At 63.2% G+C, this 13,531-nt stretch carries 9 protein-coding genes; 2 read left to right on the top strand and 7 right to left on the bottom strand.

The window, feature by feature from the left end; translation table 11 throughout:
• Positions 1-39 precede the first annotated feature (39 nt).
• From K5607_RS12730 to K5607_RS12715, 4 genes are all read right to left on the bottom strand, one after another.
• A complete protein-coding gene (locus K5607_RS12730; RefSeq protein WP_221047239.1) occupies positions 40-2,736 on the bottom strand; it encodes a PAS domain S-box protein in 2,697 nt (898 codons plus the stop codon).
• On the bottom strand, positions 2,733-4,022 hold the full coding sequence (locus tag K5607_RS12725; protein ID WP_221047238.1) for an urea ABC transporter substrate-binding protein: 1,290 nt from the start codon (positions 4,020-4,022) through the stop codon (positions 2,733-2,735). The genes K5607_RS12730 and K5607_RS12725 overlap by 4 nt, the downstream gene beginning before the upstream one ends.
• 231 nt (positions 4,023-4,253) lie before the next feature.
• Positions 4,254-5,564, bottom strand: a complete 1,311-nt coding sequence (locus K5607_RS12720) for a L,D-transpeptidase family protein (RefSeq protein ID WP_221047237.1) — start codon at positions 5,562-5,564, stop codon at positions 4,254-4,256.
• Between the two features lie 61 nt (positions 5,565-5,625).
• Entirely contained in the window at positions 5,626-6,609 is a 984-nt protein-coding gene (locus K5607_RS12715) for an NAD(P)H-quinone oxidoreductase (protein ID WP_221048941.1), read from the bottom strand.
• Positions 6,610-6,760: 151 nt separating this feature from the next.
• Here K5607_RS12715 and yacG point away from each other — a divergent pair, with 151 nt between their 5' ends.
• Positions 6,761-6,967, top strand: a complete 207-nt coding sequence (gene yacG / locus K5607_RS12710; protein ID WP_054773187.1) for a DNA gyrase inhibitor YacG — start codon at positions 6,761-6,763, stop codon at positions 6,965-6,967.
• A gap of 9 nt (positions 6,968-6,976) precedes the next feature.
• Here the strand turns inward: yacG and K5607_RS12705 are convergent, their stop codons facing one another.
• The 3 genes from K5607_RS12705 to K5607_RS12695 form a co-directional block, all read right to left on the bottom strand.
• Positions 6,977-8,026 carry an SAM-dependent methyltransferase gene (locus K5607_RS12705; RefSeq protein ID WP_221047236.1) on the bottom strand — a complete coding sequence of 350 codons (1,050 nt, stop codon included), beginning with the start codon at positions 8,024-8,026 and terminating at the stop codon, positions 6,977-6,979.
• Positions 8,027-8,185: 159 nt separating this feature from the next.
• The gene (locus K5607_RS12700; RefSeq protein ID WP_221047235.1) at positions 8,186-9,085 is read right to left on the bottom strand and encodes a hypothetical protein; all 900 of its coding nucleotides are present in this window, start codon (positions 9,083-9,085) and stop codon (positions 8,186-8,188) included.
• 211 nt (positions 9,086-9,296) lie between these two features.
• Entirely contained in the window at positions 9,297-11,006 is a 1,710-nt protein-coding gene (locus K5607_RS12695; RefSeq protein ID WP_221047234.1) for a proline--tRNA ligase, read from the bottom strand.
• Between the two features lie 218 nt (positions 11,007-11,224).
• On the opposite strand from K5607_RS12695, the gene K5607_RS12690 reads away from it, so the two are divergent.
• Positions 11,225-13,525 (top strand): dynamin family protein, encoded by a 2,301-nt coding sequence (locus tag K5607_RS12690; protein ID WP_221047233.1) that lies wholly within the window; start codon positions 11,225-11,227, stop codon positions 13,523-13,525.
• The last annotated feature ends 6 nt before the right edge of the window (positions 13,526-13,531 follow it).

The raw sequence follows: 13,531 nt of genomic DNA, 5'->3' as shown, positions 1-13,531 counted from the left end.
TACGGGGCTTGGCCCGGCTCCGCGGGGAAAATCGGCGAGCTAGGCATCGTGCGGTTCCGCCGGCGTGAGCGGCAGTACCAGGGTGAACGTGCTGCCCCGTTCCGGTTGGCTGTCCACTTCGATGCGCCCGCCCATCAGTTCCATGTAGCGTTGCGTTACGGCCAGGCCGACGCCGCTGTCTTCGGTTTCCCACTGGTCGTCGTCGAAGTTTTCGAACGGTTGGAACAGGCGCGGCATTTGCTCGGGGGATATGCCCGGCCCCTGGTCGGTGACGGCGAGGCGGGCTCGACCTTGTTGCAACGAGCAGTGGACCGTTACCGTGTCCCGCTCACGGCTGTATTTGATGGCGTTGGACAGCAGTTTGATCAGGCACTGCTCCAGCCGTTGGCGATCGGCCCAAACGGTCCACGTGGCGCATTCGGTCAGCTTCACCTCGATGAGGACGTGGCGCGCTTCCGCCAGCGGCTCTACCAGATTGGCCGCTTCCGCCAGCACGTCGTCCAGGGCGAGGGCCTCCATGTAAAGGGCGCTTTGGCCGGATTCCAGCTGGGACAGCTCCAGTACCTCGTTGATCATTTTCAACAGCTGCCGGCCGGCGCCGGATATCTCGTCGATATTTTCCCGCTGCGATTCGCTCAAGGGCTCGTCCGGATCGTCCATGAGCTGGGCGAAGCCGATGATGGCATTGAGCGGGGTGCGCAGTTCGTGGCTCATGCGCGAGAGAAACTCGGACTTGGCGCGGCTGGCGGCGTCGGCTTGCTCCTTGGCTTGCTTCAATTCCTGCTGGGCGAGCTTGATGCCGGTGATGTCTTCGGCCACGGCGACGATGTGGCTGATGTCTCCGTCGCTGCCGAAAATCGGCGCCACCGAGGCCAGGAACCAGCGTTCGTCGCCGTTCGCGATCACATTGCGATATTGCCCTTGCCAGACCTCTTTCGACAGGACGGTATGCCATAAATCTTCGCCTGCGGGCTCGATCAATTTTGCCGCCGAGCCGATCAGCTCCTCGGCGCTGCGGCCGGCGGCGCGGCACATTTCCGGGTTGGCGTATTCGATGATGCCTTGTTTGTCGGCGATGTAGATCATGGACGGGCTTTGCTCCACCGCCGCGGACAGGATGCGCAGCCGCGTTTCCGTGCGGCTGCGTTCGGTAATGTCGCGAATCAGGGCGGTGAAGGCGATGGCGCCGCCGTGCGTCACCGGGCGCACGGACAGTTCCACGGGGAATTGCGTGCCGTCCTTGCGGCGTCCCAGCAATTCCCGCGTTTGGCCTAGTACCTTGGCCACGCCGGTGTTGTGGTAGTGGGCCAGATAACCGTCGTGCCGGCTTTGGTGGGGTTCCGGCATGAGTACGGTGACGTTGCGGCCGAGCAATTCCGCCGCGGTGTAACCGAATGTGGTTTCTACGGCGGCGTTGGCTGCGACGATGAGGCCTTGGGCATCGATGGAGACGATGGCTTCGGCGGTGGAGTCGAAAATTAAGCGGAGTTGCGCTTCGTTTTCCCGCGCCGCCAGTTCCGCTTCGGTGAGGCGTTCGGTCAGCTGCACCTGGGTTTGCATTTCCTGTTGCAGGGCCGCCTGGTTGCTTTGCAGCTTGTCCACCATATGGTTGAAGGACAGCGCCAGGCTGGCGGTTTCGTCTTCGCCGGCGATGTTGGCGCGGTAGGTTAAATCGCCCGCGGTGACGGCTTCGCTGGCGGCCTTGAGCCGCTTGATCGGGTCGGCGATGGCTTGGGCCAGCAGCCGGGACAGGAGCAGAACGGTCAGGACCACGATCAAGCCGGTGCCGAGCATTTGTCTTTGCAGCGCCGTAACGGGGGCGAGGGCTTCCTCGGCGTCGATGCTGATCGCCATGGCCAGGCGCAGCGACGGCAAATAGCGCCAGGCCGCCAAATGGGGCGGGGCGTCGTCGGGGACATAGAGGCCGTCGCCGTCGGCGCCGCTCAGGGCGGCCAGCAGCGGCGGTTGCGGGGCTTCCTTGACGGCCGCGACGCGTCGCTTAAAGGCGGCGTTGGGATCGAAGCGGGAGGGCGCTACCAGCACGGCGCCGTCACCGTCGGCCATGGCCAGTTGCACGTCGCCTTTGCGGCCCAGTTCGCGGTAGTCCGCGACGAGGTCGAACAGATCCTCCTTGCGCAGTTGCAAGGCCAGCGCTCCCGCCACGTCGTCTTGGCCGATTACCGGGGCGGCGGAGAAAAAAGCGATGTCCCTGGAGGGGGCGTAATACTGTAAATCGGATAGGCCGCTGCTAAGGGTGGACAAGGCGCCGGTCACGGCGTGGCGCAGTTGCCGGTTGTCGAAGTCGTCGCTGAACAGGTTGCCGCCCAGGTCGGACTCTTTGGCGCTGCTATAGACGATGTCGCCGTTGGGGGCGATGAGGAACAGGTCGTAATAGTCGAAAACCTCCCGGTAGGCGGCCAGCAATCGCCCATAATGCGCATCCGCTTGGCGATACGCCTCTCCGCCTAGGCCGCCTTGGCTGAAGGCCAGTTTATAGGCTGCCAGCGCTTCCCCGACGGTGGGGGTTTCGGCCAGGGCGGTGATCTCCTGGCGTTTGGTTTCGGTGTAGCTTTCCACCCGTTGGATACGGGCGTCGGCGATGGCTCGCACGCGGTGCAGAATTTCCCGCGTCAGTTGTTCGCGGGTTTGCCGGTAATCGCCCACCATGACCAGCCCCAAGGGCAGCAGGGCGGTCACCAGCAAGGCCAGTATCAGCTTGTGAGTGATGCGTTTCATGGCGCGGCCCAACGGTTGCCGTAGGCGCGGTACAAGTCGTCCAGGCGCGCCTGCCATTCTTGCCGGGAGAAAAAGCGCGGAAACGGCTCGGGCCGGATCGGCGTTTCCGACGACCAAACCACCTGGAATAGCCCGTCCGGGGCGAGACGGCCTATGCGGGCCGTTTTCCATGCGTGCTGGTTGGCCTTGTCCAAGATCAGCGGGCCGCCGGGCGCGGCGATGCTGAGCCCGGCCAGGGCTTGGCGCACCATGGACGGCGTCGCGTCGCCCAGCCCGGCCACGGCCGCCGACCACAGTTTGACGCCGGCGTAGCCGGCTTCCATGGGGGAGGAGACTTGCCGTTGCTGGCCGTAACGGCGGCGGAACGCCGCCACGAAGTCGCCGTTGGCCTGGTTGGGCAAGGACTGAAAATAGCTCCAGGCGGCGTAATCTCCCGGCAATTGCCCCACCGTTTGTCCTTCGGCGACGCTGAACGACAACACCGGCAGCTTGTCGGGCGCGATGCCGGCCTCGCGCAGGGCGGCGAAAAACGCCAGGTTGCTGTCGCCGTTGACGGTATTAAGGATCGCGTCGGGGCGGGTTTGGACGATGTCTCGGGCTATGGCGCCGAAGTTTTGATCCGCCAGGGGACGGTACTCTTCGCCGACGACGGTGCCGCCCAGTAGTTCCGCCTGGCGGCGGATGACGGCGTTGGCGATGCGGGGAAATACATAATCGCTGCCGACCAGGTACAGGCGTTTGCCCAGGTTGCGCAGCGCCCAGCTGGTGGCGGGAATGATCTGCTGGTTGGGGGACTCGCCCAGGTAGACGATGTTGGGCGATTGTTCGAGTCCTTCGTATTGCAGGGGATAAAACAGCAGGTGATCGTGCCGTTCCACGACGGTTTTGACCGCTTTGCGGCAGGCGGAGGTCCAGCAGCCGAACAATGCCGCCGCGTGCTCCTGGGTGATGAGCCGTTCCGCTTCGGCGGCGAATAGGTCGGGGTCGGAGCGGCCGTCGCCGATCTTGATTTCTACGGGACTGCCGTCGATGCCGCCGCGGGCGTTGATTTCCTCCACCGCGAACCGTATGGCGTCCGCCATGGGCGCGGTGTCGGCGGCCATGGTGCCGGATTGGGAATAGAGCAGGCCGATGGTGATGGCCGGCGCCTCCGCCTGGCCGGTACCGAGGCAAAGCCGCCACATGCTTAACACCAGCAACAGTGCCAGCACGACGACCGCCGACAGTTGCGCCTTGAGGGAGCGTTGCTCGCTAGAGCTTATGTCGGTGCGTCTGTGCTGGGCCATGGGGATGGTGGGTCAGGCTTTTGATGTCGTCCAAAACCGGAACTCAAGGCGGTTCTCGGTCGTTGGGCGCCCCCTGGCCGCGATAGGTTCGCATTGCCGCGTCCCGGCGGTGCGGCCGGGTTTGCTACGAAACCAGCGGCCGGGGGGCGCCGGCCATGTTTCCATGCTGGCGTCTAGTTGGGATGGTAGCTCAAGGCGGCGAAATTTGGGGATTTGTTTCCTGCGCCGTGTTCAAGGCCGCGCCGGTTCGGCGGTCTCCTTAGGGCTGACCAGGTGCAAGGACGCCAGCTCGAACTCCATCTGAATGCGGTCGCGGGCGCGTTTGGCCTGCTCCGCGGCCGGGAAGGGGCCGGCCAGTACCTGGTAGCGTTCTTGGCCTTTGGTGCGTACCAAGGCCGGGATCGGCGGTCCCTGGTGATTGACCATGGCGGCCAATTTCTGCGCCAGGACTTCGTTCGGCGTGTCGAGCACTTGCACGTACCAGCGGCCCGGTTCGAAGGCTACCGGCGCGGGAGCGCCGTGGAACCGCTCGGGGTGCTCGACGGTGGGCGGATCCGTGGCGTCCTGGGCGATGGGCTCGGCCACGCCGTCGGCCGCTTCCAGAATGGCGTCCACTCTTTTCCAGTCCACCGTCAGGCGCTGCTTGGCGGCCAATTGCTTAAGCCGCGCTTTCAACGCCTTGCGGGCGTTTTTCGCGTCCGTGCCTTCCAGCGGCGTGTGGGCTTCCAGGTACCATTGGTCGCCCAGTTGGCCCAGCAAATACGGCTGGTTGACGATGTGAACCGGCGTTTTTACCGGCACCTCCTTGAACAGCCGCTCGATATTTTCCGGGTACAGGCGCAGGCAGCCGTGGCTGACGCGCAATCCCACGCCGTAGGGTTTGTGGGTGCCGTGGATCAGGTATTTGGGGCGGCTCAGATAGAGCGCGTAGGCGCCTAGGGGGTTCTCCGGGCCGGGCGGCACGGCGGCGGGCAACGGATCGCCCTTTTCGGCGTGTTCTTTGCGCACGGAATCCGGCACGTACCAGGTGGGGCCGGCGACCTTGTTGTCGATGCTCATTTCGCCGGTGGGGGTACTCCAGCCTTCGCGGCCTATGCCCACCGGGTAGGTGCGCACTTGGCGGTTGCTTTTATCCTTGGGGAAATAGAACAGACGCATGGCGGCCAGGTTCACGACTATGCCTTGTCGAGGGGCGTCCGGCACGATCCATTGGGTGGGCAGCAGCACGCGGCTGCCGGGCGCCGGCACCCAGGTGTCCACCGCCGGGTTGGCGTCGTTGATGGCTTGCAGCCCCAGGCCGAAATGGCGGGCGATGTCCGGCAGGTTATCGCCGTCCCGCGTGACCAGCATGGCGTTGGCGCCTATGACGTCGGCGTCTTTCTCCAGCGTGAAACGGTGGCGTTCCAGCTCGTCGTCGAATAGGTCGGCGCTGGGTTGGGGCGGCGGCTCCGGCGGTGGTTGAACCCAGGTACAGCCGGACAGTAAAGACAGCAGCCATAGGCCGATAAGGGGCTTAGCTAGGGGGAAGTGACGACGGGACACGGGAGTTTCCTTGGGATGTGATTGGAGGCTGCGGCCGCGATCTATCCCCGGGCCGCAAGGCTCAAGGGGACACGGTCAGCACGATTTTGCCCATATGGCCGCCGCTTTCCATCAGACGATGGGCCTCGGCGGCTTCGGCCAAGGGGAAAGTGCAGTGCACCAGCGGCCGGATGCGGCCCGTTTCCAGCACGGGCCAAACCTTGGTTTGCAAGGTGTCGGCGATGACGGCCTTTTCCTTGACGGGGCGGGCGCGCAGGGTGGAGCCGGTAAGGGTGAGGCGTTTCAGCATGATGGGCAAAAGATTGATCTGGGTTTTCGGACCCTGCTGCAGGGCGATTTGCACCAAGCGGCCGTCGGTGGCCAAGCAATCCAGGTTGCGTTGCAGGTAGTCGCCGCCGACCATGTCCAGGATCAAGTCTACCCCCCGGCCGGCGGTCAGGGCTTTGATGCGCTCCACAAAATCCTCGTTGCGGTAATTGATGGCCTTATCGGCGCCGAGCGTTTCGCAGCAGCGGCATTTGTCGTCGCTGCCGGCGGTGGCGTAAACCGTGGCGCCCCAGACTTTCGCCAACTGGATGGCGCTGGTGCCGATGCCGCCGGCGCCGCCGTGCACCAACAATGTTTCGTGGGGTTGCAGCCGGCCTCGGTCGAACACGTTGCTCCACACGGTGAAGAAGGTTTCCGGCAGAGCCGCCGCTTGGACAGTGTTGAGGCTTTTGGGCGAGGGCAGGCACAGCAAGGCCGACGCGAGGCAGTATTCGGCGTAGCCGCCGCCGGTGACCAGGGCGCAGACTTGATCTCCCTCCGCCCATCCGGGCACGCCGGGCCCCAGGGCGGCGATTTCTCCGGCCACTTCCAGGCCGGGAATGTCGGAAGCGCCGGGCGGCGGCGGATACAGGCCCAGGCGCTGCATCACGTCGGGCCGGTTGACCCCGGCGGCGGCCACTTTGATCAATACCTCGCCCGCGCCCGGTTGCGGAACAGGCCGGTGGCACAGGCGCAGCATTTCCGGTCCGCCGGCGGCGGCGATGTCCACCGCTAACATCTGTTCTGGGAGATGGGATGGCAAGGCTGATTTCCTCTGGCGTGGCGGGGGGAGGTCCGCCGGCTATTGTAAAACAAGCGGGTGGCGGGCAATTGATCGGCGCGGCCAAGTGCGGCAGCATAATCCCATCGTTTGTCGCGAGCTCAGAGAAATGCCCGAATCCGCCGCCGTCTACAAAATCGTCAAGTGTCCCACCTGCCGCAAGCCCGTGCCTTGGCTGCCGTCGCAACGCTATCGGCCTTTTTGCAGCGAACGCTGCAAGCTCATCGACTTGGGCGAATGGGCCAACGAAGGCCACGTCATTCCCGGCGAACCGTTGCAGGAGGAACCGGCTACGGACGACGGGACTTGCGGCTGACTGGGTTGATTACTCGGCGAAGCGGTGTTCGAAGCCGGGACGCCGGCCCAGGCGGTAGGTGAATTCCCAGCGCGCCGGCCCTTCCGGCGGCGCGGTGATTTTCAAGCGCTCCGGGATGGTCAGGCTGGAGTCGTAGCAACCCAGCGTATGCGGACCGAACACGCGGATGTGGGTCAGCAAGGCGGGCCGCAATCCTTGCCGTTGTTGCTGTTCCGGCCAGGGCAGGGCGACCGGCGGCAGGCGTTCCGGCGTGGCGGCGGCGCCAAGGGATTGGGCCATGGCCTTGTCCAGCACCATCACCGCGCCCAGCTCCAGACGGCGGCGTTGCAACGGAGGCGGGGCGCCTTGATAGTCCGGCGGCAGCAGGGTGAATTCCTTGCCGGCGTCGAGCAGCGCCGCGCTCACGGTGATTTGCTCCGGCACCAGGATGCCGTCTGCTTCCAAGTAACGGGCCAGATTGGCGCTTACCGCCAGTTGCGGCTCCGTCATCATGGCCCGGTTCATGGTTTCCGTCACCGCCACGTGGATGGGGCGCAGGTTGGCGAAGTCCGCCGTGCTGGCATCCACCAGCAGATAGTCGTCGATGAAGTCCTCAAAGCCGAAATGGCCGATGATCTTACGGGCGTTGTCCAACGCCAGGGGGTGTACGTCGACGAGGGTGAAGCGGAAAGCGCCGCGCTGCAATCGTCCCAACAAAGGCAGGATCAGCGTGGCGTAGGGGCCGCAGCCGGCGTAGAGCGTGTGGATGGCTTGGCCGGGAAAGCGCCGTTGCGCTTCCAGCAGCGCGGCGTGCAGGCCGCGCGCGAAACGGCTGGTGCGGGCGAAGTCCCAGGCGCAGCGGGCGGCCACCAGCGGGCTTACCGCTTTGCCGCTGGACAGGATGGTTTCCCGCGCCTGGTCGGGCTCCGCGCTTTGTTCGCCTATGCCGGTCACTTCCTCTCCCAGGACGGAAAAGTCCTGGCAAGCCTGGCGCAATTCGCCGTAACTGGCGTTTTCGTCCAGCAGCGCGGCGGCTAGGCGTTCCAGGCGATTGGCGGTGGTTTCGGAGGGATTCGTCATTGGGTGTCCTTAAAAACGATGTTTGTATTCCCTGGGTTATTATTGCCGCATTCGATGCGGCGCTGTAGTTCCGATCCGGCGGGGCCGGCCGCTGCAGCAAAAAAAAAGGGGGACCCGCGAGGGTCCCCCTTTTTCGACCGTTGGGTCGGGGCTGTTGGCTTAGAAGCCGATACCCAGGTAAGCGCCGGACGTGAATCCGTCGGTATTGGTGCCTCTGGCGCCAGTACGCGTGCTCTTGTAACCCAGCGAGTCGCCGGTGAAGTGGTAGCGGAAGTCCGCGCCGGCGTAGATGTTGTTCCAGATTTTGTAATCTGCGCCCACGCCGGTCATCAGGCCGGGGTTCAGCACGGTTACGCCGTTGCTGGGCGGGCTGATGACGTGCATAGCCAGACCGGCGGGAATGATCCACGGACGGAAGTCGCTGCCAGGCATGAACTTGATCTTGGGCGACGCCGTGAGGGTGAACATGGTGATTTCGTTCTTCGTCTGCGGACCCGTGGAGCTGGTGCCCAGGATTTCCGCTACGCCGGTGAGGGTGTTGTGGCTGGAACCGAAGTTCTTGTACTCGAACATGATTTCGCCCAACAGCTCGGCTTGGTCGGTCAGACCGAACAGATTGTCGCTGAGGCTGAAGTCCAAACCGGCGCCGCTGTACCAGCCGTTGTTGTCGCCGTTGCTGACCAGCAGTTCGGGCGCGCCGGACGTGCCCAGCGGGCCGTTGCCGCCACGGGCCTGCTTGACTTGGGTATAACCGCCGCGGAAGAAGACCATGTTGCTCTTGCTCTTCTTGGCGGAGGCAGCGGCAACGGATTCGGTTTTCGCGACCTTGGCTTCCAGGTCGGCTACTTTCGCATTGGAAGCGGATTCAGCGCGGACGCGGCTCAGTTCGGAGCGCATGGCGTTCATCTGGTCTTCCATCATTTTCAGGCGCTGCTCGATGACGCCTGCGGATTTGTCCGCAGCGGTCACCTTACCGGCGGCGCTGGCGCCCTGGGCGCCCATCATCAAAACGCTGGCGGCTACGGCCGACGCCAGCAAAACATTGGTTTTCTTGCTCATAGACACTCCCCTTGTTATTGGTTTCTACGGGACGTTGCGAATTTAATCGCGTTTGTTGCATTGTCGCAATGCCTTTTTGCGAAAGCGCAACAAAACCCCCGTCTCACCCGTGATCGTAACAGAATACCTCGTTATCGGCAAGGTTTTTGCCTGCCTTGCGGCAGGCGAATATTCCGGCTTTACGGCGCAAATACGGCGCGGTTTACCGGTGTTATTCCGCGGCGAGTTTTCCCCGGAGAAAAGCCACGGCGTCGGATAAGGGGATATTTTGGCTTTCCGCATCGCGCCGGCCGCGATATTCCACCGTGCCGCCGGCCAGGCCGCGTTCGCTGATGACCAGCCGGTGGGGGATGCCGATCAGTTCCATGTCGGCGAACATGACGCCGGCGCGGGCCTTGCGGTCGTCGAACAGCACGTCGACGCCGGCCGCTTTCAGGTCGGCATAGAGCTGTTCCGCCGCGGCTTGCAGCGTCTCCGAAGCGTGCATGTTGACCGGCACCAGGCACACGTCGAAAGGCGCGATGGGGCCCGGCCAGATGACGCCCTTGTCGTCGTGGTTCTGCTCGATGGCGGCGGCCACCACGCGGGTGACGCCGATGCCGTAGCAGCCCATGATCATGGTGCGGTTCTGGCCGTTTTCGTCCAGCACCTGGGCCTGCATGGCTTCGCTGTATTTGGTGCCCAGCTGGAAGATGTGGCCCACCTCGATGCCGCGGGCGATGGTCAGGTTGCCCTGGCCGTCGGGGCTGGGATCGCCTGCTTGCACGGTGCGCAGGTCTACCACGGCGGGCAGTTCAGCGTCGCGGCCCCAATTGGTATTTATATAGTGCTTGCCGGCCTGGTTGGCGCCGCTGACGAAATTGACCAGGTTGGCGGCGCTGCGGTCCACCAGCATGGGGATGTTTAGTCCCACCGGGCCCATGAAGCCGGCCACGCTGCCGGCGCCCTGGATTTCCTCGTCGCTGGCGAAAGTGAGCGGCGCGGCCACGCCGTGCAGTTTTTCCGCCTTGATAGGGTTCAGTTCGTGGTCGCCGCGCAGCAACAGGGCGATGACGCCGCCGTCTTCCGCTTTCACCACCAGGGTTTTCAGGCAGCGGGAGGGCGGCACGTTCAGGTGGGCGGAAACTTCCTCGATACTGCGCTGGGTGGGGGTGTCGACCAGGCTCATGGGCTGCGGCGCACCGGCTTCCGGCGCCGGCAGGGCGACGGCTTCGGCCAATTCCACGTTGGCGGCGTAATCGCTGGCGCTGGAGAAGGCGATGGCGTCCTCGCCGGAGTCGGCCAGCACGTGGAATTCGTGGGAGGAACTGCCGCCGATGGCGCCGGTGTCGGCCCGCACCGGGCGGAATTCCAGCCCCAGCCGGGTGAAGATGCGGCTGTAGGCCTCGTGCATGGCGTCGTAGGTTTGTTGCAGCGACTCGTAATCGTTATGGAAGGAGTAGGCGTCCTTCATGACGAATTCGCGCGCGCGCATTACGCCGAAACGGGGACGCACCTCGTCGCGGAACTTGGTCTGGATCTGGTAATAGCACAGCGGCAGTTCCTTATAAGACTGCACTTCGTTGCGCACCAGATCGGTGATGATTTCCTCGTGAGTGGGGCCTAGGCAGAATTCGCGGGCGTGGCGATCGCGCAAGCGCGCCAATTCCGGGCCGTAGAACTCCCAGCGGCCCGATTCCTGCCACAGTTCCGCCGGCTGCACCACCGGCATCAGCACTTCCATGGCGCCGGTGCGGTCCATTTCTTCGCGGACGATGCGTTCCACCTTGCGCAGCACGCGCAGGCCCAGCGGCAGCCAGTTGTACATGCCGGCAGCCAATTTGCGGATCAGGCCGGCGCGCAGCATGAGCTTGTGGCTGACGATTTCCGCGTCGGCGGGGCTTTCCTTGAGTGTGTTGAGGGGGAACTGGCTGGTGCGCATGGCTGGATTGGTCCTAAAAAGTCGATGATGGGAACGGGGACATTTTAATGGAAGGGACGTGCAAAGCGGCACAAATCCGCCGCACGCCCCCGCCGATCGGCTTGCACAAAGCGGCGCTAAGGCCGCGACACAAGTGGTAACATATCGCTCATTTACGCCGGCCGAACACGGGGTAGCGGGGAAGGGCCGGTTGTCGCAGCCATGATGGGAACTCATCGATGAAAGAATCGGATTACAGCAACTACGTCAAGGCGTTCAGCCGGTTGTTCGAGGCCTATGACGCCGCCGAACCCTATCTGGACCTTGGCGAGGACTTCAAATATTTCATCGGCCGCAAGCGCAACTGGCTGGAGCGGCTCAAGTCGCCTGAATTTCCCGTGGCCTTTCTCGGCGCCTTTTCCGCCGGCAAGAGCACCATCATCAACGCCGTGCTGGGCGACGACATCCTGCCCCAGGCCACCAAGTCCTTCACCGCCATCCCTACCCTGATCCGCCGCGGCAAGCTCAATCGGGCCGTTATCCACTATCTGGACGAGGCCGAACGGGAAGAGCTGAAGTGCCTGTATGTGGAAGAGTTGGCCAAGGAGCTGCGCAAACCCAGCGACGGCTACCAGAAGCTGGGCAACAGCGAGCTGATGGGCAAGCTCACCAAGGATATCGAGCAGCACCGTAGCCAGTTCGGCAGCTTCAACAAGCAGAAGTTCTTCGACGAGTTGAAGGTGCTGGTCGCCGGCTGGAACAAGCTAACCGGCGCGGTGAAGGAAATCGCCCTGGCGGACCTTACCGGCTACGTGACGGAAGACTACGAAGACGTGCTGTTCGTGGACAAGGCCGAAATTTACCTGGCCGACGTCAATATCCCGGAAAACGTGGTGCTGGTGGATTTGCCCGGCCTGGGCGTGGTCAACCCGCGCCACCGCAAGGTGACCAAGTCCTACGTGGAAAACGACGCCAAGGCCTTCGTCATCGCCATGAAGGTGTTCCACCTGCTGGAAGGCGAGGAGATCGAGCTGCTGGCGGAAGTGCACAGTCAGCGCAAGCGGGTGCTGCAAAGGGCCTTCTGGGTCATCAACCAGTGGGACGTGCTGAGCCTGCAGCATAAAAAGGAAGAGCTGGCCAATTTCGAGGAAAAGATCGAGCACTACGGCTTCCACATCGCCAAGGACCGGGTGTTTCGCGTATCGGCCCTCAACTACCTGCTGCTCAAACTGATCCAGGACGGCAAGCTGGAGAAAAGCGGCAAGATCCGCGAGCACGTGGACGCTCTGGAAAAGGCCATCGGCAAGATTCCGGTCAGGGGCGAGGCGGAAAACTACATTCGCTCCCTGGAAGAGGCCAAGAGCTTCGCGCTGTTCCGTGCCCATCTGTTCGAATACCTGGCCAATACCGCCCGGGCGGAATTCCTGGAGGAGGCGCGCAGCGAATACCAGGACTTGGCGAACCGTTTGCGTGATAAGCTGGAGCCGTTGTTCCAGTCTTATAAAAACAAGAGCGATGACGGCATGAAGAACTCCTTTATTGCTGGGGAATTGTCCAAGCGCCAACACGACATCATCGAGCGCTTGCGCGACACGGTGGAGGAGCACGTCAAGCAGTTGCGCACCGAGGTATTGCCGGACTTCGAGTTCTGGCGCGAGCAAGACCAGGCGCAACTGGCCGAGCAAATTACCATGGCCATCGACGGCCTGGATCGCAAGGCGCTGAAAAACGAGTTGCTCAAAGGCTTGGACTCCCACAGCGTGGTGAGCCGACTGCCGCACAAGATCGAAGAAAACCTGCGCATCCAGAACACCTTCCGCGCCCAGTTGCAGAAGCTGTTGGAAGACCAGATCGTGCGCCAATACCTGCGCCAGCTGTTGGATGCCATCACCCAGGTGGACGCGTTGCCGGAGGAGTTGATGGAGTCGTTGCAGGATCGCCTCAGCGGCCGCGACATGCTCAATCGCTTGAAAGGCATGTGCGACGTGTTCCTGTTCGACTACGGCAACATCATCGACGAACTGGGGCGGGCCATTATGACCAGCCTGTCCGGCGCCGAGGCGCGGCAGGAGCCCAACCTCGTCGAGTTGCTGCAAAAAAACGCCGACGCGGCGTTGGAGATCGCCAAGTCCATGAATCTGGTCGGCCCCAACGACAACGTCAAGCAAATGCTGGCCTTGGGACTGGACAAGCTGAACCAAATCCACGGCGCCCTTGCCGCCGGCGCCAAGCAGGCCAAGGGCGTCACGCGCCGTTCCAACGACATCGATTATGCCCTGGACTATTACAAGGGCGGTTTGTTGGATTACACCCGCAAGCAGCAGGAGCAAATCAACAAATACGCCCGGCGCGGCATCAAGAACTACTTCGAGGAATTGGAGGAAGAGCTGCTGGCCTATTTCGACGCGCAGAAAGGCGAAATCGCCAAGGTCATCATGCAACGGCTCACCAGCGACATCGACAACGAATTGGGCGCCGAGATGGAGAAGCAGAAAGTCATTAAGGAAGCCTACCAGGTCGTCACGCAGCGGATCGCCTAGCGGCTT

The sequence above is a fragment of the Methylogaea oryzae genome, from assembly GCF_019669985.1.
In the GTDB taxonomy this organism is placed as follows: Bacteria; Pseudomonadota; Gammaproteobacteria; order Methylococcales; family Methylococcaceae; genus Methylogaea; species Methylogaea oryzae.
This window is presented reverse-complemented; position numbering and strand designations above follow the sequence as displayed.

What these genes read in the sequence shown, in the direction of transcription:
- K5607_RS12730 (WP_221047239.1), bottom strand. Translation starts at nt 2,736, where the DNA reads ATGAAACGCATCACTCACAAGCTGATACTGGCCTTGCTGGTGACCGCC.
- K5607_RS12725 (WP_221047238.1), bottom strand. Translation starts at nt 4,022, where the DNA reads ATGGCCCAGCACAGACGCACCGACATAAGCTCTAGCGAGCAACGCTCC.
- K5607_RS12715 (WP_221048941.1), bottom strand. Translation starts at nt 6,609, where the DNA reads ATGTTAGCGGTGGACATCGCCGCCGCCGGCGGACCGGAAATGCTGCGC.
- yacG (WP_054773187.1), top strand. Translation starts at nt 6,761, where the DNA reads ATGCCCGAATCCGCCGCCGTCTACAAAATCGTCAAGTGTCCCACCTGC.
- K5607_RS12705 (WP_221047236.1), bottom strand. Translation starts at nt 8,026, where the DNA reads ATGACGAATCCCTCCGAAACCACCGCCAATCGCCTGGAACGCCTAGCC.
- K5607_RS12700 (WP_221047235.1), bottom strand. Translation starts at nt 9,085, where the DNA reads ATGAGCAAGAAAACCAATGTTTTGCTGGCGTCGGCCGTAGCCGCCAGC.
- K5607_RS12695 (WP_221047234.1), bottom strand. Translation starts at nt 11,006, where the DNA reads ATGCGCACCAGCCAGTTCCCCCTCAACACACTCAAGGAAAGCCCCGCC.
- K5607_RS12690 (WP_221047233.1), top strand. Translation starts at nt 11,225, where the DNA reads ATGAAAGAATCGGATTACAGCAACTACGTCAAGGCGTTCAGCCGGTTG.